This is a genomic window from Hymenobacter frigidus, from assembly GCF_014640435.1.
Taxonomy (GTDB): domain Bacteria; phylum Bacteroidota; class Bacteroidia; order Cytophagales; family Hymenobacteraceae; genus Hymenobacter; species Hymenobacter frigidus.
Genome location: NZ_BMGY01000009.1, coordinates 61,653 through 84,842 on the forward strand (window position 1 = coordinate 61,653; position 23,190 = coordinate 84,842).

The following is a 23,190-nucleotide window of genomic DNA, read 5'->3' on the forward strand; positions in this document are numbered from 1 at the left end:
TGATGAAGACCTAATTGCATTAATACTAATTGAAATATTCCTTAATCAATAATGGCCGCTTAGTCAAAAATCTGCTAGCGTTTTGGCGCGTTCAGATAATCGGCCGCCAGGGTGGCCAGGGTTTTCACGCCTAGCGTCAAGCCGCTCTCATCAATGCGAAAGCCGGCCGTGTGGTGGTCGGCGGTGGTGGCCGGGTCTTGCCCCTTGGTCATGCCCCCCACGAAGAGAAACAGGCCCGGCACTTTTTCCTGGTAGAAGGAGAAATCCTCGGCCCCGGTCACGGCCTTGATTTCGCGCACGTGGGCCGCGCCGGCCGCCGCTTGCAGGGTGGGCAGCATCCGGGCCGTGAGGGCGGGGTCGTTGATGGTCACGGGCACGTAGGGGTCGATGGTGACCTCGGCAGTGGCCCCGGCGCTCTCGGCAATGTTGGTGGCAATGCGGCGGATGGAGGCCCAGATTTGCTTTTGCACCTCGGGGTTCAGCGCCCGGATGGTGCCCGTGAGCTCCACATCGGGCGGGATAACGTTGTAGCGCACGCCCCCGTTGATGGTGCCCACCGTGACCACGGCCGCGTCGTCAATCAGCTTCACCTGCCGGCTCACGATGGTTTGCAGGCCCATAATAATCTGGGCGGCCGTCACCACGGGGTCCACGCTGTTCCAGGGGTAGGCTCCGTGCGAGCCTTTGCCCTGCACCTTGATGGCGAACCGGTCGGAGGAAGCCATTTCGCCGCCGGAGCGGTAAGCCAGGTTGCCGACTTCGGTTTGGGCATTGATGTGCACGCCGAATATGGCATCGACCTTGGGCTTATCGAGCACGCCTTCCTTCACCATGAGCTTGGCCCCGCCTTCCACGCCGGGCAGCGAGCCTTCCTCGGCGGGTTGGAAAATGAACTTCACGGTGCCGGGCAGGTCGGCTTTCACCTGGGTCAATACCTCGGCCGCGCCCATGAGCATGGCCACGTGGGTGTCGTGGCCGCAGGCGTGCATCACGCCCACGGGCTGGCCCAGATAGGTCGTTTTTACTTTGGACGCGAAGGGTAGCTCGTTGGCTTCGGTGAGGGGCAGGCCGTCCATATCGGCGCGCAGGGCCACCACGGGGCCGGGCTTGCCACCGCGCAGCACGCCCACCACGCCGGTGCGGCCCACGCCGGTCTGCACTTCCAGGCCCAGCTTTTTGAGGTGCGCGGCGATGAGGGCGGCGGTGCGGGTTTCCTGGTTGCCCAGTTCGGGGTGTTCGTGCAGGTCGCGCCGCCAGGCAATTACCTTGGGCTCTTCCTGGGTGGCGAGTTGGGCGATGCGGGCGTTGAGGGCGGCATTTTGGGCGTGGGCGGCGGGGCCGGCCAGGGCCAGCAGCAAGCCCGCGGGCAAGGCAACAAGAAGAATGCGCATGAGGATAAGATGATTGGCGAGAGTAAGAAAGCCCGACAATAGGGCCGTTGGGCAGCAATGTTACGCCAAGGCTACCAACCAGCGCGCTACTGTTCAGTTGGTGGCGTATTTTTACACTTTGCTTTACCGCTCAAATATTGAAGCTGTTTAGAAAGTCAATTTTTTTGAGTGTTTGTCATCCTGAGCGCAGCGAAGGACCTTATCCCGGCTACAACACGCTTGAACGAGACCCTTCAGTTGTGATAAGGTCCTTCGCTGCGCTCAGGATGACAGACTTCTTGACTTTCTAAACAGCTTCATTACCCCCTATCGTTGTTGTGGCAACTTTGCTAAAATCCCTCGTCGCCCCCGCGTCCGCTGCGTCGCCACGCGCAGCATTCCCAAGAAAACCGTCGTGGCCCACGGCCTGGGCTCGGGCTGGCTTTCGGCTCCGACTGGGCTTGGTAACGATGTTGCTGCTGGGTTTGCTGCCGGTGGTTCCGGGCTTCTACCACTTTATTCAGGCGCGGCCCGGGTGGCTGCTGGCTGACCCGCTGCTAGACTTATTGCCGGTACGTGATGTATCGGTGCTCACCTTCACGCTGATTTACGGGGCCATCGTGGCTACGCTGGTTTACCTGCTGCCACGGCCTCAATTGCTACTACGGGCGCTGTGGGCCTACTATTTCCTGCAAGTGCTGCGCATGGCCACGCTGTGGCTGCTGCCGCTGGAGCCGCCCACCACCCTCCTTATGCTGCACGACCCGGTGATGGACCGCATCTTCGCGGTGACGACCCAGCCCATCGTGCGCGACCTGTTTTTCTCGGGCCACACCGCCACCATGGCGCTGCTGATGCTGGCCGGGCGGGGCCGCCGCTGGCGCTGGGCGCTGGGCCTGATGACCGTAGCCGTGGGCCTGCTGGTGCTGGTACAGCGCGTACATTATTCGTACGATGTGCTAGCCGCGCCGTTTTTCGCGTGGGGAGCCTACTGGCTGGCGGGACGGGTCACGAAGCAGTAACCGTCGTTGCGAGAAGGCAGTTGCCATTGCGAACGCAGCGAAGCAATGACGGGCTTTCCCTACAAATACTTCTCGTAAATCCCGGCCGCAATCTTCTCCACCAAGCCTTTGGGCACCAGGCTAGTGAGGCCCGCCGATACCTTATTGAGCACGCCGGGGATGATTTCGGCCTCGCCGGCCAGCAGACCCGTTACGGCGGCTTCGGCCACGGCCTCGGCGGTCATCGATACCTTATTGGCGGTGGCTTGCAGCTCGGCGCCCATGCCGGCGCGGTCGGCGAAACTGGTGGTGGTGGCGCCGGGGCTGATGCACGTGACTGACACGTTGCTAGTCTTCAACTCGTAGCGCAGGCCGCGGCTGAAACTCAGCAAAAACGCCTTGCTGGCCGCGTAGAGGGCCAGGGAGGGCACGGCCTGGTAGGCGGCGGTGCTGGCCACGTTCAGGATGTAGGCTTTGGGAACCTGATGCAAGGCGGGCAGCAGGGCGTGGGTGAGGGCCACGGGCAGGTGCATGTTCAGCTGCAGCATGTTCTGCTGCTCGGGCAGGCTGAGCTGCTCGAAGCGGCCCCAGAGGCCGTAGCCGGCGTTGTTGACGAGGATGGCCAACTGGTCAGTTTGTTGGGTCGTCCAGGCCGCTACGGCTTCGGCGGCGGCGGGGGCGGCCAGGTCGGTGGCCAGCACGTGCGCCTGACGCTTATACCGAGTGCCGATTTCCAGGGCCAGGGCCGCGAGCTGGTCCTCGGACCGCGCTACTAGGAGCAGGTCGTAGCCGCGCTGGGCCAGCTGGAGGGCGATGGCGCGGCCAATGCCGCGCGAAGCGCCGGTAACAAGAGCGTAGGCCATTGAGTGACTGAAAATGATAACAGATTTACTAACAGAATGTCATACTGAGCGGAGTCGAAGCGTCTTTACCGCGTGAGCAACTAAATACTTGCGCGATAAAGATGCTTCGACTCCGCTCAGCATGACGTTCTGGTTTTTTTCAGCTGAGCTACTTCACCAGGTGCAGAAAGCGCAGGTAGAACGGCGTGGGGCTGGCTTCGCTTTTGGGCTGGTACTTGCCCGCGATGATGGGCACGTACATCACGCGGCGGCGGCTGGCCTCGCCGGTGAGCGGCGACTGGGCCACGCGGTGCCACATGCGGCCGTCGTGCACGGTGAGGTCGCCGGGTTCGGTTTCAACGGCCATTTCGTTGGGGTCGTAGAACACGTCCTTGTAGTACTTCTTGCGAAACAGCATCTTGTGCAAGCCCTGGCGGTGGGTGCCGGGAATAATGCGCAGGCCGCCGTTGGTGGCCTTGGTGCCGTCGAGGTGCAGGCCCACGTTGAGCATCGGGCCGATGCGCTTGCCGTAGAACACGTCGCGCAGCGAGTCGGTGTGCCAGCCCATTTGCGAGAATTCGGAGCCTTCCACGTTCACGTAATGGTTCACCACGAGGCCGTCCTTTTCGTTTTCGCCTACGCGGCCGCCTTCGGCTTCGAGCAGGGGAAACAGGGATTTGAAACGGTCATCCTCCAGCAGGTTGTGCAGCACGGGGTGGTGCTGCGAGGCAAAAGCGAAGCGCTGCACGATGGGCGCGCCGTCCACGTCGTGGCCGTACTTAATGGGCACGCCATTTACTTTCTCAACACCCGCGGCCAGCCAGTTGGCTTGCACTTCCTGCGTGGCATTCAGGATTTGCTGCACGTACTCCGGCGAAGCGAAGGGACGAAAGTGGAGGAAACCGTATTTAGCAAAAAAAGCCCTTTGCTCGGGGGTGAGGGCACTGCCAAGCGTAAAGCGGGGGTAGTCAGAAGATAGGGCCATAACAAAAAAGTGGCGGCTGGCAGGTATTCCTGCCGGCACACAAAGGTAATACGTCTGACCTAGCCCCTGCCAGTTAGGTAGGGGGCTAAGACCAGCACGGCGGTTATAACCACGCTGTCACGTGGGGGTTTCGAAAACATTAAGTAAGCCTAGGGCGGGTGAACGAAGCATGAACGTTTGGGGGCCAACGGCCAGCACCCCAAAATACCTTAGAAGCTCCTGTTTGAGTTAATAAAACGGTCATGCTGAGCTTGTCGCAGCATCTCGCTCGCATTGTTGCACCGGCTCAAGCGAAGCGGTAGAGATGCTTTGATAGGCGGCGGACGCCAAATGAGCATGACCATTTCAGAATGATTTTAGCTAACTCAAACAGCTTCTTAGCTGGTGCGGGTAAAAAAGTCGCTTTCGCGGCTTGAGTCACCGCCAGTGGCCAAACTCCAGGGCAGCAAAATGGCGAGCTAGCGCGCCCGCAAAATCAAGCAGGCAGCTAAAACCGTGTATATTTTCAGTCCATTCTGCCTCTATCCCACCCGGCCATGCTCCTGTTGCCAACCTTCAACGCCTCCCTGACGCCCTGCCCGGTGGGCCCGTCCGCGTTTAGCGCGCACGAAAAAGGGCATTTTTGCGGCAGCTGCCAGCGCGTAGTGCAGGATTTCAGCCAGAGCACCAACCCCGTGGCCGACCTGGCTGCCGCCCACGCCGCCGCGCCCGATGGCCGGGTGTGCGGTATGTTCCGGCGGGCCCAGACAACGGCTCTACCGCCCCTGACGCGGCGGCTGCGGTGGTTTCTGATGGCGCTGGTGTTGGTGCTGGGCCAGGGCCTGACGGCGCGCGAAGCGCTGGCGCAGGTGCGGCAGCCGGCCCAGATGAGACCAGCATCTGTGCTCCGGGCAGATACAACGCTACTAACCCTGCCCGAGGACAAAGTGTACGGAGCTGTGATGGAAGTAATGCCCGTATTTCAGAACGGTGGCAGCAACCGCGAGGTAATTGACTACATCCAGAAGCGAATAGCGTGGCCCCGAGGAAAGAACGGCAAAATCGTGGCGGCGGAAGGCCGACTTTTCGTCGCCTTCACGGTGGGTGTTGATGGCCAGGTACGCGACGCTAAGGCTATTAAGACCTTCAGCCACCGGTTCGATGAAGCGGCGTTGGTGGTTGTACGATGCCTGCCACCGTTTATGCCCGGCTTACAAAACGGGCTTCCCGTGCCCGTAAGTTTGACTTTGCCAATTACCTTCAAATTGAAATAGGGCGGTCATTCTATACATTTTCCGCCCAAAACTCCCCACCTTCACTCTCCACACCTCATCACCTAACCCCCGCTCTCCCTACGATGGTCTTCACCCCCAGCCCCATGCTCCTCAAGCTGCTTTACACGCGTGGCAGCCTGCACAACCTGCCCCAAGACGCGGGCGTGGCTTTCAGCATCAAGAACCGGCTCGATACGGCGAAGGTGACCGGCTTCCGGCAGGTGCAGATTGGCGATGTGGTGATTCCGGCCGATAAAATCCAGATTGATTTGGGCAACGGCGAGCGGCGGGCCGCCGCCGACATCAACGCCGATGGGCAGGCCATTGAGCTGCCCGTGGGCCGCACCTTGGTGATTGTGCTCGACACGCCGGCTCTGACCGAGGGCATCCACTCGGTGCAGGCCTGGTTTTCGACCGATGCCTTCGGCGACCTGCACGTGGAAGTGGAAGACGCTATCGTGAGCGTGGCCAACACCAAGCCCCGCATTCCGCGCTCCGAGGAAGACGACTATTCCGAGGCCGCCATTGCGGCCCGGCAGCGCTTCGCCGAGCAGTTTTCGGGCAAGGAATTCAAACACCTCAAGCACTACTCTTTTGATGCTCACCAGCTGCAGGGCAACTGCGAGCACTTCATGGGCGTGGCCCAGATTCCGGTGGGCCTGGCCGGGCCGCTCACGGTGAACGGTGAGCACGCCCAGGGCGATTTTCTGATTCCGATGGCCACCACCGAAGGCACGCTGGTGGCGAGCTACAACCGCGGCATCCAGCTCCTGAACCTGTGCGGCGGCGTGAAGTGCACCGTCATCGGCGATGCGATGCAGCGCGCCCCGGTCTTTGTGTTCGACGATGCCCGGGGAGCCCGCGATTTCGGCCTGTGGGTGGAGGAAAACATCGGTCTGATTCGGCCGCAGGCCGAAAGCACGTCGAGTGTGGCCAAGCTGCAGTACATCGACACGTACCTGAGCAACAAGTTCGCCTACCTGCGCTTCAACTTCAGCACCGGCGACGCGGCCGGGCAGAACATGGTGGGCCGGGCCACCTTCGCGGCCTGCTCCTGGATTATAGAACACTACAAAGGCGCGAAAATCGAGCATTTCTACCTCGAATCGAACTTCGCCACCGACAAAAAAGCCTCCCAAATCAACGTGATGCGCACCCGCGGCAAACGCGTGGTGGCCGAAGCCGTGGTGAAGCGCGATGTGCTGATGCAGCGCATGCGCGTGACGCCCGAGCAGCTGGCCTACCACGGACAGGTGAGCAACGTGGGGGCCTTCATCTCGGGGGCCAATAACAACGGCGCGCACTCGGCCAACGGCATCACGGCTATGTTCATTGCCACCGGCCAGGACGTGGCCAACGTGAGCGAGTCGAGCGCCGGCATTCTGTATTCAGAAGTCAATAAGGACGGCGACTTGTACATCAGCATTACTATTCCGTCGCTGATTGTGGCCACGCACGGCGGCGGCACCAGCCTGTCAACCCAGAATGAATGTCTGCAAATGCTGGGCTGCGTGGGCCGGGGCACGGTGCGCAAGTTTGCCGAAATAGTGGCCGGCGTGGTGCTGGCCGGCGAGCTCAGCCTGGGCGCGGCCATCAGCAGCTCCGACTGGGTGAGCAGCCACGAGCAGTACGGCCGCAACCGCTAGCCGCCGCCGACCGCTCCGGTCCGGCCTTCTTCCTTTCCATTCAACCCAACCCTGCTGACCCGGTTTGTGCCTGCGCTGGGGCTGGGGCTGGCCCTACCAGCCGCCCCGGCCCCAGCGCAGACCATGCGCGACAACGTGGCCCTGAACCTGCTCGGAGCCCAGGATTTGACCGGCAGCCTAGTTCCCTTGGCATCCTGCCGTGGTCGGAAGGGCTCGGCTTGGCATGATGATTGGAAATACGTCGGCGATACCGGCTTATGCCGATGTTATTGTATTTTTGATGCCGCCATTTCTCACCCCTCCTCGCCCTGATTATTAGTGAAGCATTCCTACTACGTTATTACGTTGCTTGTTTTACTGGGAGGACGGCCCACGGCGGTGCTGGCTCAGGCCTCTCGCGACCAGGCCGAGGCCCGCACTATTTACCATCAAGCCAATACCAAGCTCCAGAGTGCGGCGACACACGCGGTGCTGGCCAAGCAGGCGACCGGCTTTTTTGGCGATGGCACTTTTCAGCCCGGGGCCCTGCGCACCTTCGATGGCCGCTACCGTCCCGTGCCCGGCCTGCGCTTCCACGCCGGCCTGCACCTGATTGAAGCCCAGGACTCGATTGATACCGACTCGACGCACTTGTGGCCCGTGGGCAGCCTGCGCGGCTTCGACCTCGGGACTGCCGATGGCCCCGGCACGCCGCCGGTGCGCCGCTTCCGCCCCCGCCTGGTGAAAGAAGGCAGCGCGGGTACCCGTCGCGATTTTGTGGAAGTGCTCACAGCCGTTGATGCCGGGCCCCTGCTACTGGCCTGGCTCTACGCCTCGGGGGCCGATGCCACGGCGGGCCGGCTCTCCTTTGCTCCCCTGCTGCTGGCCGGTGTCGGCAATGCCCCCGAAGAGCCCCTGCATCCGCTCGACCTGAATCAAGCCGCCGTGCTGCGCCTGTTCGGCAAGCGCGCCGACGACATGCGCGCCTTCGCCAACGCCCAGCGCCTGCACTTCGACCAGCCCACCGAAGTGGCGCGCATCATCGACCACTACAACCGGATAGCGGTGGTAAAATAGGCAAGATTAAATCAAAAGGCCGATGGCCGTCCGTCCTGCTAATCATAAAGCAGGACGGACGGCCATCGGCCTTTTGATTTAATTCCCTTACTGCGGGTTCGCCTTCACGCTGAAGCGCGAATCGACGCGCAGCGTGGTGGTTTGGGGCAGCACCTTGGCCAGCTCGGCCGTGACGAATAGCGCGTAAGAATCGCCGCGCAGAAACATATCGAGCTTGTTGCCGGCCGGTTTCAGGGCCAGCGAGGTTTGGCCGGTGGGCACGGGGTCGAGCGAAGCGAGCAGCGTCTTATTGGCCCCCGTGGCGTCGGTGGCAATGTAGATTTCGATGCGCTTCAGGAAGTCGAAGTTTTGCGTGGCCGGGTTGGTCACCGTCAGGTTGAGGCGGTCGAGCATCACGTCCTGCACGTAATTGGCGGCCGTTTTATTATTAGCGTAAGTGGCGTTGGCCGTAGAGTTGACCGTGACGCCCGGTAACGTGAGCAGCACGCCCGTGAGCGGCCCCGAGGGCGGCAGCTGCACCGTGCTGGAATCCTCCACGTTAAAAGTGAGCAGGCCGAGCACTTTCTTGCAGTTGCCGAGCAGCAACAGGCCCAACAGTGGCAGGAGGTAAAAAAGGTTTTTTTTCATACGAATGAAGACTGGTTAATTCAATAAAGGCGTGCTAACGCACCGACGGGCTGATTTAGTCCATCATGTCGGCCGCCCGGGGCGGGTCGGGCACAAAGCCGGGGTTCCAGCTCATGGGGTAGCGGCCGTCCACGTAGGGCAGCGCGGCTTCGGTGAGGTAGAGCGGGCGGAACGTGTCGACCATCACGGCCAGCTCGTGGGTTTCCTTTTTGCCAATGCTGGCCTCCACGGTGCCGGGGTGCGGGCCGTGCGGCAGCCCGGTGGGGTGCCAGGTGAACGAGGCCAAATCGACACCTTTGCGCGACATGAAATTACCGGCCACGTAGTACAGCACCTCGTCCGAATCGACGTTGGCGTGGTTGTAGGGCGCGGGAATGGCCAGCGGGTGGTAGTCGAACAGCCGTGGCACAAACGAGCAGATGACGTAGTTGTGCCCCTCAAACGTCTGGTGCACGGGCGGGGGCTGGTGCAGGCGGCCGGTTATCGGCTCAAAATCATGAATACTGAAGGCGTAAGGGTAGAAATAGCCGTCCCAACCCACCACGTCGAAGGGCGAGTGCGCGTAGGTCAGCTCGTGCAGCAGGCCCTCTTTCTTGATGTGCACCACGTAGTCGCCTTCGGGAAATTCCTCGGTAATCAACTCCGATGGCGGGCGCATGTCGCGCTCGCAGTAAGGCGAGTGTTCCAGCAGCTGGCCGAAGTGGTTGCGGTAGCGCCGGCAGGTTTCCACGGGGCTGAACGACTCCACAATCATGAGCCGCACCGGACCGTCCTCAAAGTGCAGCTGGTGAATGACCGTGCGCGGCACCACCACATAGTCGCCGGGCTCGAAGGCTACTTTGCCCATCTGGCTCCACAGCTCGCCGCGGCCTTCGTGCACGAAAATCACTTCGTCGGCCTGGGCGTTTTTGTAGTAGTACTGCATCCTCTTTTCCGTGGGGTTGCAGATGCTCATGGTCACGTCGGCGTTGCCGATGAGCGTTTGGCGGGCGGCCAGGTAGTCGCCGCCGGTGCTGGTTTGGGCCAGCGTGCGCAGGTGCTCGGGCTGCAGCGGCCGGTCCTTGAGCAGCTTGGGCGCGTACGGCTTCGGCTCGCCCACGTGCTTGATTTGGGTGGGCGGATGCACGTGGTAGAGCAGCGACGACACGCCATGAAACCCCAGCGTACCCACCAGCTGCTCCGAATACAGCGTGCCGTCGGGCTGGCGAAACTGGGTGTGGCGCTTGCGCGGAATCTGGCCGAGGCGGTGGTAATGAGCCATAAGAAGTAGGGGGCGGGATTAGCTTCGCTAACCTGGCGGTTGGCGGCGTGAAAATACGCAGAAGTAACGCCCCACCCCCGCCCCGGCTCAGTTGGTGCCGGTGCGCGGCGGCGCGGCGGCAGCGGTCCCGGGCTTGAGGTAAGTGTCCATCCAGTCCAGCCAGAAGCGGTTGCGCTCGCGCTGGCGCACGGGGTCGCTGGCATTGTGCGCGGCCACCGGCCAGGCAATGAATTTGGTGGTAACGCCGTTGTCTTTCAGAGCGTGAAACAACTTGTACGACTGCGTGATGGGCACGCGCGGGTCGCCGGTATTGGCCAGAATGAGCGTGGGCGTCCGAATCTTGCCGGCCGCGGTGATGGGCGACTGGTCGCGGTAGTTCTGGGCGTTGGCCTCGCTCAGCCAGGGCGACTCGCCCAGCGCGGCCGCCCGCTGAATGTTGGAGTCGCCCAGGTTGTACTGGTCGAGCCAGTCGGTGACCGACGCGCCGGCTACGGCCGCCTTCCACTGCGCGGGGTAGTGCCCCAGCAGCCACACCGTCATGTAGCCGCCGTAGCTCCAGCCGCTCACCCCGATGCGGTTGGTGTCAATCAGCCCGCCACGCTTGAGCTGGGTTAAGCCAGCCATCACGTCGCGGCCGGGTCCGGCGCCCGCGTCCTTGTAAATGGCGGCTTTGTAAGCATTGCCCAGGTTGTCGCTGCCCCGGTAATTGGGCTCGAACACAAAGTAGCCCCGGCCCGCAAACAGCTGGGCCTGCGCCGAGAACGTGGCAATGGACGCGGCCGTGGGCCCGCCGTGAATGACGAGCACCAGCGGGTAGGTTTTGCCGGGCGTGTAGTTGGCCGGATAAGTCAGCTCGCCGTCGTGCTGCAGGCCGTCCGACTGCCAGGTCAGGGTTTGGCCCTTGCCCAGTTGCAGGGCTTTCACGTCGTGGTTGAAATCAGTAAGCCGCTTCGGTCCTGCCGAAGCCGAAGCCATGTAAAACAGCTCAGAGGGTTGGTTGGGGCTGGAACCGATGAAGGCGATACCGCCCTGCCGGCTCACGCCCACTTCTACCCAGAACGACCACGTCGGGCTCACTTCGCCCAGGGCCAGCTTACGGGCCGCGCCGCCTTTCACCGGCTGCAGCCACAGCGAGGTCCGGTTACCATCGAGGCCTCCGAGCAGCAAATTCTTGCCACCAGGCATCCAGATTGTGCGGAATACGTCGCGGTCCAGGTTGGGCGTGAGGTTTTTGCCTTCGCCGCCCGCCACAGGCGTCGTCCATGTTTCGTTGATGTTCATCGTATTGCCCTGGCGCGGATACCAGTAGGAAACCTGGCTGCCATCGGGGGAAAACGTTGGGTAGCCTTCCAGCATCGTGCGCCCGGTGAGGGGGCGCGTGGTGCCGTCGGCCACGTTCAGCAGTTGCACTGCGCGCTGGTTGCCGTTGCCGGAGTGCGGCGTGGGCACTTGCACGAAGGCCAGCAGCTTGCCGTCTGGGCTCCAGGACAGCGGCGAAGAGGGCGCCCCGGGCGGGATGGTCACCGGCAGGCTCCACGCGCCGGAGGTCAGTCGCCGGGCGTCGCCGCCGGCTGCTGGCACTAGCCAGATGTGCGACGACGTGGGTGCCGCGGTTAGGAACAAGTCGTTGTTGCCCACTTCGAAGGCGTCGTAGCCCTTTTCGGGCGGGCCGGCCTGGTTGGCGGGCTCGTCGGCCGTCACGTAGGCGAAGGCGCCGCCGTCGGGCCGCCAGGCGTAGTGCTGCACGCCTTTGCGGGCGTGGGTCACCTGCCGGGGCTCGCCGCCGGCCAGGGCCCGCACAAAGAGCTGCGGGGCTGCGTCTTTGCCCGTGCCGGTCTTTTCCAGGTACGCTAGCTCCTGCCCGTTGGGCGACCAGCGGGGCTGGGTAAGGCCTATGCGCTTCTGGGCCAGCAGGCGCTGCTGCCCGCCGGCGGCCGTCACCAGCAGCAGGCCGGTCTGGAACCGGTCCTCCTCGTAGTCAGGCGTGGAAACCACCACGGCAATGGTCTTGCCATCGGGCGAAAACTGCGGGTCCGACAGCCCGGTGAGCTTGGCTAGGTCGCCCAGCTCGAACGGGTGCTGGGCGTGCAGGCCGGTGAGGGGCGCCAGGGCCAAGGCCAGCAGGGCCAGGCCCCGGCAAACCTGTTTCGTTGTAAAATGAAGAAGCATGGCTTTGACAAAAAATTCAGATGAAGTCGAAAGGTAGTCAGCTGAATGAAAATATAGTATTGTCGTTGCCTTTGCAGTGCATTATGTTTCCAGTGCTTCGTCTCATTACTTTCATAAGCCAACCAAGGCAGGATTCCGGCGTTGCTTTGCTGCTTCAGGATACCGAGCTTGCTGCATCAAACTGCCCGGTAACTTAGAAAGCGTTGGCTCGCGAAAGGCAACCGTGTATTAGTTTCGCCTACAGCAGACAGGGTTCTTACGCCTCTCTCCTTACTCAACCATGAATTCAAAAATTTACGCTTCGCTCGCCCTGCTCAGTATCGGAATGATGGCGGCCCAGCCAGTCGAGCCGGTGGCGGCCATCAAAACCCAGGCCTTGCAGGATTTGCAGGGCCGCTACGCCGATTACCGCCAGGTGGCTCAGAGCATCTGGGGCTTTGCCGAAGTGGGCTACAAAGAAGCCAAAAGCTCGGCCTTGCTCCAGAAGACTCTGAAGGATAACGGCTTCACCGTGCAGGCCGGTGTGGCAGACATTCCCACCGCTTTTGTGGCCACCTATGGCAGTGGCAAACCCGTGATTGGTATTCTGGCTGAGTTTGATGCCCTGCCAGGGCTGGCGCAACAGGCGACGACGGCCAAAACCCCCATTGCCGGGCAGGACGCGGGGCACGGCTGCGGCCACAACCTGTTTGGCACCGCCAGCGTGGCAACCGGCATCGAATTGAAAAAGCTGCTTAAAGAAGGCAAGCTGAAGGGCACGATAAAGGTGTATGGCTGCCCGGCCGAGGAAGGCGGCAGCGGCAAAGTATACATGGTGCGGGCCGGCTTGTTCGACGGCGTGGACGCCGTAGTGCACTGGCACCCCAGCAACCAGAACCGGTCCATGATGGCCAGCTATATTGCCAACACTTCGGCCAAATTTCGCTTTCACGGAGTTGCATCGCACGCGGCGGCTTCGCCGGAGCGCGGCCGCAGCGCCCTAGACGGCGTGGAAGCCATGGACCACATGGTGAACATGATGCGCGAGCACGTGCCCCAGGAAACCCGCATTCACTACGTCATCACCGGCGGGGGCAGGGCGCCCAACGTAGTGCCCGATTATGCCGAGGTGTACTACTATGTGCGCCACCCCAACCGCGACCAGGTGAAGGACGTGTTTGCCCGCGTGGTGAAAGCAGCCGAGGGGGCTGCCCTGGGCACCGGCACCACCATGGACTACGAAATCATTGGCGGCACCCACGAGCTGCTGCTCAACGAAACCCTGGCCCGCGCCCTGCAAGTCAACCTGGACCAGGTAGGCGGCGTCGCCTACACGCCGCAGGAAATGGCCATCGGCAAGCAGCTGCAGGCCTCGTTTGGCTACCCCGCGCCGCCAGTGGAAAATGCGGCCACCATCCAGCCGTTTGGCCTGAGCGACGGGGGCGGCAGCTCCGATGTGGGCGACGTAAGCTACGTAGTGCCCACCGTGGGCCTCACGGCCGCCACCTGGATTCCGGGCACGCCCGCCCACAGCTGGCAGGCCGTGGCGTGCAGCGGCCAGGAAATTGGCACCAAAGGCATGATGGTGGCCGCCAAAACCATGACGCTCACCGCCATCGATTTGTTCAGCGACGAAGCCCTGCTTATCAAGGCCAAAGCCGAGTTCAAGCAAGACGTGGGTACCTACGTGTACAAGCCGCTGCTCGGTGACCGCAAGCCTGCCCTCAACTACCGGGATTAGCGCAAGCGGAACGGCGGTGGGCCGGCCGTGGGGCCCCGCCCTGGTCTACTTGCCCAGCAGCGCCAGCTGAGCGGTGCTGTCGTTCACGGCGTGCAGGGCGCGCTGCAGCTCCGGGTCCTGCTCACGCAGCACCGTATAATAAGCTACCTGGCCATAAGCGCTGCGGGCAATAAATGCCTTGAGCAGGTTGCGCAGCAGCGGCGCGCAGCGGCGCACAGCGGCCACATCGGTGCTCACGCCCGCTTGGGCAGCCTGGGCAGCGAGGCCCACCAGCTGCGCATCCGTGATGCGGAAGGTGGCGTTGAACTGCTCGAAGCGCAATCCCTCCAGCTCGGCTTTATGCGCTTGGTAGAAGTTCAGGGCAAAGGCCCGAGCCACGCCGCGGCTCAGCAACCTGGTGTAGTAAGCCGAGTGGGCGAGGGTATCGCGGGCCACAAAAACATCGGGCATGATGCCGCCGCCGCCGTACACCGTGCGGCCATGGTCGGTACGGAAGCGCAGGGCCTTGGCAAAATGCACGCTATCGGCCGATTGCAGCTCGCCACGGGCCGAACGGCCGGTGAGCTCGGCGCTGTATTCAGCGTAGTTGGCCCCGTAGGGCTTTTGGATGGAGCGGCCGGCCGGCGTGTAGTAGCGGGCAATAGTGAGGCGCAGCTCGCCGCCATCGCTCAGGGCAATGGGCTGCTGCACCAAGCCTTTACCGAAGGTGCGGCGGCCCACCAGAATGGCGCGGTCGTGGTCCTGCAATGCGCCAGCCACTACTTCGGCGGCGGAGGCGCTGCCTTCGTCCACCAGCACCACTAGGGCCCCTTCCTCAAACTCGCCGGCCACGCGGGCGTAGGTCTGGGAGTCGTACTGCTCGCCCTTGCCGTCGGTGTACACGATTTTGCGCGAGCCCCCAATAAACTCATCGGCCAGGCGAGTGGCGCGGTCGAGGTAGCCGCCGGGGTTGCCGCGCAGGTCCAGCACGAGGCGCGTCAGGCCCTGGCGGCGCAGGTCAGCCAGGGCCGCCTTAAACTCCTCGTAGGTATTCGAAGCAAAGCGGCTCACCTTGATGTAGCCGGTCTGCTCATCGACCAGGTAGGCGGCATCAACGGAAGTATTGGGAAGACGGCTGCGAGCAATGCTGAGGCTAAGCGGGCGCGGCTGGTGGCGGCGGCGCAGCTCCAGCACCACGCTGCTGCCGCGGGGGCCGCGCAGCAGCTCGCTGAGGCGGGCGGTAGTGAGGCGCGCGCCCGATACGCGCTTGCCGCCCAGGCTCAGAATCTGGTCGCCGGGCTGCACACCGGCCTGCTCGGCCGGGCCGCCGCTGAGCGGGGCCACCACGGTCATGGTATCGCGAAAGAGGTTGAACTCGATGCCCACGCCATCATAGTCGCTTTGCAGGAAAGAGTCAGTTTTTTCGCGGTCGCGGGCCGGGATGTACACCGAGTGCGGGTCGAGCTTTTCCAGCATCTGCACCACGGCGTAGTCGGCCAGGCCCTCAGTGTCGACGGAGTCGGCGTAGTCGCGGTCCACGTAGCTCAGGATTTCCTTGAAGCGGAGGTAGCCGCGGGCCGTGGCATCGGGGTTTTCGGACGAGGGCCGAAACGGGTTGTTGGCCACCAGCGCCCCACAGCCCACGGCCAGCAGCAACAAAGCCGTTTGCCGCAGCCAGCCGCGCCGCCACCAAGCGGTAGCAGGCCGACCAGTTTTGGGGGCAGCGGGCGAAGAAAAGGGCATAAATAGGGTAGAAGTATTAACGAATAGAAGAAAGCTTATTTAACCTCAAATTTATTGAAACTTTCCCGGCTAACTAGCTAAAAGAACGACCATTACACTATTTCTTATAGCAATGCAATAATTTATCTTCAAAAGGCTATAATACGACTTTGCTGCCGGCATATTACAATTAAAACGCTGACCGTAGGTTTATCTGTAATTGAACGCAATTTATAATTTTATCCGGACAACACCCGATTCTTTTCGCTGAACGAAATGACTTACGCGGTGAGCCAAACGATTTATGGCACTAAGCTTTGCTGCACTTGACCGGAGCACAACTACGCAGGCACTTTGGCTTCGGATTGACCAATAGCTCCCGGGTTTCGGCAGGCTTAGAATTGGTCAGCTTGCCGGGGCGTGGCAAGGCCTGCTGCCACTACCGGTGGCGTGGCGGTCCTGCTGAAAAAGCTTGCCCGGCCCCGGCCGTATCTTTGCGCCCCGTCGGGCAAGGTGCCCGGCCCCTTGCCCCTCCCCCGCCCATGCCCCGCATCCTCGCCATCGACTACGGAAACAAGCGCGTGGGCCTGGCCGTGACCGACCCGCTGTGCATGATTGCCACGCCGCTGGAAACCATTCACAGCAAGGATTTGGTGACTTATGTGCAAGCCTACCACCAGCGCGAGCCGCTGCGGGCCATCGTGGTGGGCATGCCGCGCACGCTCCTCAACGAGCCCACCGATGTGACCAGCGCCGTGGTGGGCCTGCTGCGCACGCTGCGCCGCGCCCTGCCCGAGTTGCCCATTCACGAGCTCGACGAGCGGTTTACCTCGCGCATGGCCCATGCTACTATGCTGGCCGGGGGCCTGGGCCAGAAAGCCCGCCGCGACAAGGCCACCGTGGACCGCATCAGCGCCACCATTATTCTGCAATCTTTTCTCGAATCGCCGCTCATGCGGGAAGTTTAGTTGTTTCGTTAAACCGTCATGCTGAGTGCAGCCGAAGCATCTCTACCGCAGAAGTAAATGGATTACTTGAGCAGTAGAGATGCTTCGGCAAGCTCAGCATGACGTTCTGTTCCAAAACCGACCATTACCATGATTTATTCCATTGTCGCCATTGGCGACCCCGTGCTGAAAACCAAAGCCAAAAACCTGCCCGCCGACCTGCCCGCCACCGACATGCAGCAGCTAGTGGCCGATATGTTTGAAACCATGTATTATGCCCACGGCGTGGGTCTGGCCGCGCCCCAGATTGGCAAGAGTGTGCGCCTGTTCGTGATGGATTCGGGGCCGATGGTGGAGCTGGATGAAGAGGACCTGGCCGAGCTGGAAGAGGGCGAAACGCCCGAGGCAGGTATCAAGCGGGCCTTCATCAACCCCGTGATGGTTAGTGAAACCGGCGAGGAATGGGGCTTCGAGGAAGGCTGCCTGAGCATCCCCGGCGTGCGCGAGCTCGTGAACCGCCACGCCGACATCGTGCTGCGCTACGAAGATGAAAACCGCCAGGTCCACGAAGAGGCTTTCTCCGGCATGGCGGCCCGCGTGATTCAGCACGAGTACGACCACCTCGAAGGCGTACTGTTTACGGACAAGCTTTCCACCTTTAAAAAGCAGCTGCTGAAGGGCAAGCTGGCCCGTATCAGCAAGGGCGACGTGAAGCACGACTACCGCATGAAGTTCGCGGGCGAAGGCCGGCGGCGCTAACGCGCGGACTGACCAACAGATACCCCGCCGGCTGGGCCGGCGCTGGCAAGAGCAGACAGGGCACTGAGCCGCATTTGGCCGGGAGCCAAAAGAATGGTTTGAGCATGACCCATTCCAAAAAGATATAATGGCTGATAATTATTAGGGAGCGTGTACAATAACATGTTTTGTGTCAGACGATTGTTCAGATTTTTTCCAGCGAATTTTAGCTAGTTTTTTGGGTGCAATCATAGTCCCTATTCTGTAATGGAATTAAGAGGCTTCTTTATACGGAGTGGTTGTCTGTTATTTGCTGGTGATAATTCACCGACAAAAATCACGCAAGCATGAAAAGACTATTACTTATGGGGCTGCTGCTAGTGCTGGGGGCATTGCAGTACGCGTCGGCGCAGGACCGGAAGGTATCCGGGCGGGTGACCGATAAGCAAACATCGGAGGGATTGCCTGGGGTAACGGTGCTACTGAAAGGCACTTCCGTGGGCATGTCGACCAATATGGACGGGGCGTTTTCGATGAGTGTGCCGGCCTCCGGGGGCACGCTGGTGTTTAGCTCGGTAGGCTTTGCCACCGTGGAGCAGCCCCTGGGGGCGGGCTCGGAGTACAACGTGGCGCTGGCCGGCGACTCCAAGCAGCTCAACGAGGTAGTGGTGACGGCCCTGGGCATCGAAAAAGACACCCGCTCTTTGGGCTATTCCACCCAGCAAATCAAGGCGGAGCAGATTTCACAGAAATCGGAGCCCAACGTCTTGAACTCGTTGCAGGGCAAAGTGTCGGGCGTGAACATCAGCTCGTCCAGCGGCTTGCCCGGCTCGTCCACCAACATCAACATCCGGGGCATTACGTCGCTGCAGGGCAGCAACCAGCCGCTGTTTGTGGTCGACGGTATTCCGATTAGCAACGACCTGGAGCGCGGCTTCGGCGGCGGCGGCCAGGGCAGCCTGGGCGCTGCGCAGGTCTCGAACCGGGCGCTGGACATCGACCCCGAGTCGATTGCCAGCATCAACATCCTGAAAGGCCCGGCGGCCGCGGCCCTCTACGGCTCGCGGGCATCCTCGGGTGCTATCATCATCACCACTAAAAACGGCAGCAGCGCCAACAAAAAGCTGGAAGTAACCGCTACTTCAAGCTTCAACGTGCAGGACGTGTACGGTACCGCTCGCCTGCAAACCGAATATGGCCAGGGCGCCAACGGCGTTATCAACACGGGAGGCACGGGCAACGTTTTTAACCCCAGTGCCAGCTCCGCGTCATTCGGCCCACGCTTCGGCACCACTCCTACGCTGGTCAACGGCTTGTTGCTGACCGACGGCAGCCAGCTCCCCTACCAGAACTACCCGAACAACATCCGGGACTTCTACCGCCAGGGCACCATCCTTACCAACGGCGCGAACATCGCGGGCGGCAACCCCGACCAGAACGTGTCGCTGAACGTGAGCAACACCACCCAGAAAGGCATTGTGCAGAGTTCGGAGCTCAACCGTACCAACGTGCTGCTGGGGGGCAACGTTAAATTGCAGAACAAGCTGAGAGTCGGCGGTTCGGTGAGCTTCATTCAAACCAACCAAAGCGGGGTAAGCCAAGGCAACAACAACTCGGCCTTCTCGAACCTCTCTTTCGCGGTACCCCGGAGCCTTAACCTGCAAGGCATGCCGTTTGTGGACCCGGTGACGGGGGCCAATCAGTTTTTCCCAAATACTGAAAACCCCTATTTTAGCGCTAACAAAAACACCACCACCTCGGCCGTAACCCGTTTTATTAACGTGGCCAACCTCGGATACGACATTACTCCCTGGCTGAACGTGCTGTATCGGGTAGGTCTGGACACCTACACCGACCGCCGCAAGACGGTATTCGTGGCCGGCTCCGCCCGCAACCCGTTGGGCTTGATTCAGGACCAAGCGCTGACTCGCACCGAGTTCAACAGCGACATCATTGCAACGGCCAAAAAGGATAACATCTTCATGGAAGGGCTCAACGCCAGCTTGCTGGTAGGCCAGAACATTAACCAGCGGCGTACGCAGACCATCACGTCCCAGTCGGAAAACCTGGCGGTCCCGGGCTTTTTTAACGCGCAAAACGGCACCGTGTTTTCGAATGGCACGGGCGAAAACAACAGCCTACGCCGCCTTCTGGGCGCCTACAGCCAGCTGTCGTTGGGCTATAAAGACTACCTGTTTTTGGAATTGACGGGTCGGGTCGACCAGTCTTCGACCCTTCCGGTAGCCAACAACACCTTCTTTTACCCGTCGGCCACTGCCAGCTTCGTATTCACCGACGCGTTTAAGATTTCGAATAGCCTCTTCTCTTACGGCAAGCTGCGGGCGAACATCTCGAAAGTGGGCAAAGACGCTGACCCATACGCCCTGGAAACCCTTTACCGCTCAGGCAGCGTGGGCAACAACGTGGCGAGCATCAACTTTCCGTTCTCAAACGTCAACGGCACGTTTCCCGGTTTTGTCATCGCCAACACCATTGGCGGCGGCAACACCCTCAAGCCCGAATCCACGAAGTCGTACGAAGTGGGCACCAACCTCGGCTTTTTCAACAACCGGCTGAGCTTCGAATTGACGGGCTTTTACACCCGCAGCGAAGACCAGATTATCCCTGTTACCATCGCCAGCTCCTCGGGCTTTGGTACTCTTTTCGCCAACGTGGGTCGTTTGGACAACAAAGGGTTTGAGGGCATCATGCTCGTCAACCCCGTCAAAACGTCTGCCTTCCGCTGGGACATCAGCGCGAACTTCACCCGGATTAAGAACGAAGTCATCAGCATTGCTCCGGGCATCACCACCTCTACCATCGCGGGCGGGGGCTTCATCGGCTCGCAGCCCAGCTTCCGGGTGGGCGAGGCCTACGGCGTTATCATTGGCAACGCCCTGCCGCGGGTGCCCGCGAAGGACCCGGTGACGGGCCGGGAGAACGACCCCTCGATTGTGGGCAAGTACATTATCAACCAGACCACTGGCACGTTTGCTCCTGGTATTCCCAACTCGGTGATTGCCGACCCGAACCCGCTGTGGCAGGGCGGCGTCACGAACACCTTCAATTACCGGGGCGTGGAGGCCTCCTTCCTGGTTGATGCCAAGTACGGCGGCGAAGTACTTTCCTTCACCAACGCTTCGCTGAAAGGCAGCGGCAACCTGTACGAAACGGGCATCAACCGCGAGGCCCCGCGCATCATCCCCGGCGTTATCCGCAACGCCGACGGCAGCTACCGTCCCAACAACATCGAAATTGATGCCCAGACTTACTGGGGCGCTTCCGGTGGCCTGCAGAGCCCGCTAAACGTGTACGATGCCACAGTGTACCGCCTGCGGGAAGTTTCGCTGGGCTATTCGATACCAAAAGATTTGCTTGGGCGAACGCCTTTTGGCCAAGTGCGCTTGTCGGTGTCGGGCCGCAACCTGTTCTACTACGCACCCAACGCCAACTTCGACCCGGAGCTGAACACGCAGGGAGCGGGCAACATCCGGGGCCTCGACCTGCAAGGTGCACCCAACACGCGCAACTACGGTGTAAACCTGCGCTTTACCCTCTAATCCAGCCATTCAATTTCTCATGAAAAATCAGAAACTAGCAGGCATTACGCTTGCAGCGGCAGTGGCATTGTCTACCTTCAGCTGCAACCGGGACAAGTTCCTGGACGTGAACACGACCCCCAACAGCCCGACAGTGGTAACCATGCCGTTGCTATTCACCAGCACGGTTGTCTATTCCGGGTTTGCGGCCACCAACGACCTGGGCCGAGCCGCCTCTCTCTTTATCCAGCACCAAGCGGGTACTGCCAACCAGATGGCGGACTACGACCGCTACAACATCCGCGGCTCGTTCGACAACCAGTGGAACGGGGAACTCTACGGCGGTGCGCTGATTAACGCCCAAACGCTGATTGACCTGGCAGCCACCAAGGAAAGCCCAGCGTATGGGGGCATCGCCAAATTGCTGAAAGCGTACAATTTCTCCATCGTCACGGACATGTATGGCGACGTCCCGTATTCACAGGCGCTCAAAGGCAAAGACAACACCAGACCGCGCTACGACAAGCAGGAAGACATCTACAAAGGCAATTCTGCGCTGGGCATCCAGAGCTTAATTGACCTGGTAAAGGAAGGACTGGCGGATTTGGATAAGCCCAGCACCCTGAAGCCCGGTACCACCGATGACCCGGTGTATGGCAAAACGGCCAACAACATTACACAGTGGAAAAAGATGGGCAACACCCTGTTGCTCAAATTTGCCAATACCATCAGCAAGCGGGAGCCGGCCCTGGCCGCTTCCCTCATCAACCAGGCAGCAGCGGGGGCTTTCACCTCGAATGCTGACGATTTCGAAGTTCCGTTTGGCTCCAGTAACGGCAACCAGAATCCGCTGTACTCCTTCAACTTCGTGAACCGCACCGGCGACCAGATGCTGAGCCAGCGCCTGCTCGACAGCATGAGGGTGTTGAATGACCCACGTCTGCCAATCTATTTCACGCCAACCCCCACGCCGACCGCAACGGTGAACGCCACTGGCACGGTGACGACGTTGCCCGGGCCTGTGGTAAACGGAGTGCCAACGCCGACCTTTCTGACATTCACCGGCTATCAGAACGGTGGCACGGCGAGCGGCCTTACGATTCCCGCTTTAGCTAACCGCTCACGCTACAACATTTACATTCGGGGCAACTCCGGAGAAGCTCCGGCTCGCTTGTTGACCAACGTGCAGCGGCTATTCATCCTGGCGGAGTCGGCGTTAACGTTGCCCGGCATTACGGTAGCAGGCACGGCCCAGTCGCTCTACCAGGATGCCATCCGTGCATCGATGATTAAAGCCGGCATCGCCAATACGGACGTTACAGCTTACTTCGCTGCCAACCCCAGAGTTGCCATTCTCAGCGGCACTACCGAGCAGAGGCGTAACAAGATTATCACTCAAAAGTGGGTTTCCTGGGTAGGCAACGGTTTGGAGGCGTACAATGACTACCGGCGCACGGGCTACCCCAGCCTGAACCCGGCCCTGAACCCGGCCGGTGATGACGCCACGCTGCCTAAGCGTTTTGCTCTTCCCCTGTCGGAACTTACGGCCAACGCAGGAGCTCAAAACCAGGATGTAAACATCCTCACGAGTGTGTCGGTGTGGTGGGCTAGATAGCCCGGCCTAACTTCCAACAGCAAAATTCACTTCTCCATGAAAAAGCAACTTTTTACCTTATGCATCCTTGCAGTGCTGGCAGTGGTTTCCTCCTCCTGTAAGAAGCAGTACGATGACAACAGCCTGGCCCCGCTGGACCTGGCTTACGCTCCCATTCCGGTTACCGTAACCAATTCCAACTTTTTTGAACGCTACTACATCGTGGTTGCCACGGCTCCATCCGGTGCGTTCAGCATCAATTTCTCGATTCCGTCCGATAAAGGCAAAATCAAGGAAATTACCCGGGTAGCCACCGGTGGCAGCGGTTTGAGAGACGTGCAGGTTGGCGCTCCTACGGTGCTCTACAACTACAACGGATTGACGGGTACCAACGCGGGGTTCACTCCCATCCCTGGCACCGGCAGCAATACCATTATGTTCTCCTCCACTCTGGCCGCTTATAGTACCTACCGGACGCGAGTGGGCACGGGTGTGGCTCCTACGGCGCCTACAGTATCTGTTACCCCCCAGTCGCCCAATCAAATCGAATTCTTCTTTTTGATTACGCTGGAAGATGGCACCACTATCATTCCCCCTCGGGTGCTGGTTCGTGTGATTTAACTTTTTTTGCGTTTTGAAAGAGAGCCCTGGTCGCACTGACCGGGGCTTTTTTTGTGTGCTCTGCTTAGAGTAGGTCACGAGATATATTGGCTCGATGCCCAGCTCCTTGCCCGTCGTCAT

At 60.8% G+C, this 23,190-nt stretch carries 18 protein-coding genes; 11 read left to right on the forward strand and 7 right to left on the reverse strand.

What is annotated here, in order from left to right; all coding sequences use genetic code 11:
* Window positions 1-74 precede the first annotated feature (74 nt).
* Complete coding sequence (locus IEW17_RS06930; protein WP_188561310.1) at window positions 75-1,391, reverse strand: amidohydrolase; 1,317 nt, start codon at window positions 1,389-1,391, stop codon at window positions 75-77.
* Between the two features lie 449 nt (window positions 1,392-1,840).
* On the opposite strand from IEW17_RS06930, the gene IEW17_RS06935 reads away from it, so the two are divergent.
* Window positions 1,841-2,392 carry a phosphatase PAP2-related protein gene (locus IEW17_RS06935; protein WP_188561311.1) on the forward strand — a complete coding sequence of 184 codons (552 nt, stop codon included), beginning with the start codon at window positions 1,841-1,843 and terminating at the stop codon, window positions 2,390-2,392.
* Window positions 2,393-2,451: 59 nt separating this feature from the next.
* Here IEW17_RS06935 and IEW17_RS06940 read toward each other — a convergent pair whose 3' ends face one another.
* Together IEW17_RS06940 and IEW17_RS06945 are read right to left on the reverse strand one after the other, a co-directional pair.
* Entirely contained in the window at window positions 2,452-3,234 is a 783-nt protein-coding gene (locus IEW17_RS06940; RefSeq protein WP_188561312.1) for an SDR family NAD(P)-dependent oxidoreductase, read from the reverse strand.
* A gap of 148 nt (window positions 3,235-3,382) precedes the next feature.
* Window positions 3,383-4,198 carry a phytanoyl-CoA dioxygenase family protein gene (locus IEW17_RS06945; protein ID WP_188561313.1) on the reverse strand — a complete coding sequence of 272 codons (816 nt, stop codon included), beginning with the start codon at window positions 4,196-4,198 and terminating at the stop codon, window positions 3,383-3,385.
* A 536-nt stretch (window positions 4,199-4,734) separates the two neighbouring features.
* Here IEW17_RS06945 and IEW17_RS06950 point away from each other — a divergent pair.
* The 4 genes from IEW17_RS06950 (at window position 4,735) to IEW17_RS06960 (ending at window position 8,153) form a co-directional block, all read left to right on the forward strand.
* On the forward strand, window positions 4,735-5,451 hold the full coding sequence (locus IEW17_RS06950) for an energy transducer TonB (protein ID WP_188561314.1): 717 nt from the start codon (window positions 4,735-4,737) through the stop codon (window positions 5,449-5,451).
* Between the two features lie 83 nt (window positions 5,452-5,534).
* Window positions 5,535-7,097, forward strand: coding sequence for a hydroxymethylglutaryl-CoA reductase (locus IEW17_RS06955; RefSeq protein WP_188561315.1), 1,563 nt, complete (start codon window positions 5,535-5,537; stop codon window positions 7,095-7,097).
* 66 nt (window positions 7,098-7,163) lie between these two features.
* On the forward strand, window positions 7,164-7,409 hold the full coding sequence (locus IEW17_RS20835) for a hypothetical protein (protein WP_229748853.1): 246 nt from the start codon (window positions 7,164-7,166) through the stop codon (window positions 7,407-7,409).
* Between the two features lie 6 nt (window positions 7,410-7,415).
* On the forward strand, window positions 7,416-8,153 hold the full coding sequence (locus IEW17_RS06960) for a hypothetical protein (protein WP_188561316.1): 738 nt from the start codon (window positions 7,416-7,418) through the stop codon (window positions 8,151-8,153).
* 87 nt (window positions 8,154-8,240) lie between these two features.
* Here the strand turns inward: IEW17_RS06960 and IEW17_RS06965 are convergent, their stop codons facing one another.
* From IEW17_RS06965 to IEW17_RS06975, 3 genes are all read right to left on the reverse strand, one after another.
* Window positions 8,241-8,780 (reverse strand): hypothetical protein, encoded by a 540-nt coding sequence (locus IEW17_RS06965; protein WP_188561317.1) that lies wholly within the window; start codon window positions 8,778-8,780, stop codon window positions 8,241-8,243.
* A gap of 55 nt (window positions 8,781-8,835) precedes the next feature.
* Window positions 8,836-10,041: a homogentisate 1,2-dioxygenase gene (locus IEW17_RS06970; protein WP_188561318.1), complete on the reverse strand. Its 1,206-nt coding sequence runs from the start codon at window positions 10,039-10,041 to the stop codon at window positions 8,836-8,838.
* Between the two features lie 87 nt (window positions 10,042-10,128).
* Window positions 10,129-12,210, reverse strand: a complete 2,082-nt coding sequence (locus IEW17_RS06975) for a S9 family peptidase (RefSeq protein WP_188561319.1) — start codon at window positions 12,208-12,210, stop codon at window positions 10,129-10,131.
* Window positions 12,211-12,490: 280 nt separating this feature from the next.
* On the opposite strand from IEW17_RS06975, the gene IEW17_RS06980 reads away from it, so the two are divergent.
* Window positions 12,491-13,930: an amidohydrolase gene (locus IEW17_RS06980; protein ID WP_229748854.1), complete on the forward strand. Its 1,440-nt coding sequence runs from the start codon at window positions 12,491-12,493 to the stop codon at window positions 13,928-13,930.
* A 45-nt stretch (window positions 13,931-13,975) separates the two neighbouring features.
* On the opposite strand, the gene IEW17_RS06985 is transcribed toward IEW17_RS06980, so the two are convergent.
* Window positions 13,976-15,652, reverse strand: coding sequence for a S41 family peptidase (locus IEW17_RS06985; RefSeq protein ID WP_188561320.1), 1,677 nt, complete (start codon window positions 15,650-15,652; stop codon window positions 13,976-13,978).
* 521 nt (window positions 15,653-16,173) lie between these two features.
* Here IEW17_RS06985 and ruvX point away from each other — a divergent pair.
* The 5 genes from ruvX (at window position 16,174) to IEW17_RS07010 (ending at window position 23,070) form a co-directional block, all read left to right on the forward strand.
* Window positions 16,174-16,599 carry a Holliday junction resolvase RuvX gene (gene ruvX / locus IEW17_RS06990; RefSeq protein ID WP_188561321.1) on the forward strand — a complete coding sequence of 142 codons (426 nt, stop codon included), beginning with the start codon at window positions 16,174-16,176 and terminating at the stop codon, window positions 16,597-16,599.
* Window positions 16,600-16,728: 129 nt separating this feature from the next.
* Complete coding sequence (def, locus tag IEW17_RS06995) at window positions 16,729-17,337, forward strand: peptide deformylase (protein WP_188561322.1); 609 nt, start codon at window positions 16,729-16,731, stop codon at window positions 17,335-17,337.
* A 326-nt stretch (window positions 17,338-17,663) separates the two neighbouring features.
* The gene (locus IEW17_RS07000) at window positions 17,664-20,876 is read left to right on the forward strand and encodes a SusC/RagA family TonB-linked outer membrane protein (protein WP_188561323.1); all 3,213 of its coding nucleotides are present in this window, start codon (window positions 17,664-17,666) and stop codon (window positions 20,874-20,876) included.
* Between the two features lie 19 nt (window positions 20,877-20,895).
* On the forward strand, window positions 20,896-22,470 hold the full coding sequence (locus IEW17_RS07005) for a SusD/RagB family nutrient-binding outer membrane lipoprotein (RefSeq protein WP_188561324.1): 1,575 nt from the start codon (window positions 20,896-20,898) through the stop codon (window positions 22,468-22,470).
* A gap of 36 nt (window positions 22,471-22,506) precedes the next feature.
* The gene (locus IEW17_RS07010) at window positions 22,507-23,070 is read left to right on the forward strand and encodes a hypothetical protein (RefSeq protein WP_188561325.1); all 564 of its coding nucleotides are present in this window, start codon (window positions 22,507-22,509) and stop codon (window positions 23,068-23,070) included.
* The last annotated feature ends 120 nt before the right edge of the window (window positions 23,071-23,190 follow it).

Bases quoted from the DNA above. Each gene is read 5' to 3' on its own strand.
- IEW17_RS06930 (WP_188561310.1), bottom strand. From the start codon at position 1,391: ATGCGCATTCTTCTTGTTGCCTTGCCCGCGGGCTTGCTGCTGGCCCTG.
- IEW17_RS06935 (WP_188561311.1), top strand. From the start codon at position 1,841: ATGTTGCTGCTGGGTTTGCTGCCGGTGGTTCCGGGCTTCTACCACTTT.
- IEW17_RS06940 (WP_188561312.1), bottom strand. From the start codon at position 3,234: ATGGCCTACGCTCTTGTTACCGGCGCTTCGCGCGGCATTGGCCGCGCC.
- IEW17_RS06945 (WP_188561313.1), bottom strand. From the start codon at position 4,198: ATGGCCCTATCTTCTGACTACCCCCGCTTTACGCTTGGCAGTGCCCTC.
- IEW17_RS06950 (WP_188561314.1), top strand. From the start codon at position 4,735: ATGCTCCTGTTGCCAACCTTCAACGCCTCCCTGACGCCCTGCCCGGTG.
- IEW17_RS06955 (WP_188561315.1), top strand. From the start codon at position 5,535: ATGGTCTTCACCCCCAGCCCCATGCTCCTCAAGCTGCTTTACACGCGT.
- IEW17_RS06965 (WP_188561317.1), bottom strand. From the start codon at position 8,780: ATGAAAAAAAACCTTTTTTACCTCCTGCCACTGTTGGGCCTGTTGCTG.
- IEW17_RS06970 (WP_188561318.1), bottom strand. From the start codon at position 10,041: ATGGCTCATTACCACCGCCTCGGCCAGATTCCGCGCAAGCGCCACACC.
- IEW17_RS06975 (WP_188561319.1), bottom strand. From the start codon at position 12,210: ATGCTTCTTCATTTTACAACGAAACAGGTTTGCCGGGGCCTGGCCCTG.
- IEW17_RS06980 (WP_229748854.1), top strand. From the start codon at position 12,491: ATGAATTCAAAAATTTACGCTTCGCTCGCCCTGCTCAGTATCGGAATG.
- IEW17_RS06985 (WP_188561320.1), bottom strand. From the start codon at position 15,652: ATGCCCTTTTCTTCGCCCGCTGCCCCCAAAACTGGTCGGCCTGCTACC.
- ruvX (WP_188561321.1), top strand. From the start codon at position 16,174: ATGCCCCGCATCCTCGCCATCGACTACGGAAACAAGCGCGTGGGCCTG.
- def (WP_188561322.1), top strand. From the start codon at position 16,729: ATGATTTATTCCATTGTCGCCATTGGCGACCCCGTGCTGAAAACCAAA.
- IEW17_RS07000 (WP_188561323.1), top strand. From the start codon at position 17,664: ATGAAAAGACTATTACTTATGGGGCTGCTGCTAGTGCTGGGGGCATTG.
- IEW17_RS07005 (WP_188561324.1), top strand. From the start codon at position 20,896: ATGAAAAATCAGAAACTAGCAGGCATTACGCTTGCAGCGGCAGTGGCA.
- IEW17_RS07010 (WP_188561325.1), top strand. From the start codon at position 22,507: ATGAAAAAGCAACTTTTTACCTTATGCATCCTTGCAGTGCTGGCAGTG.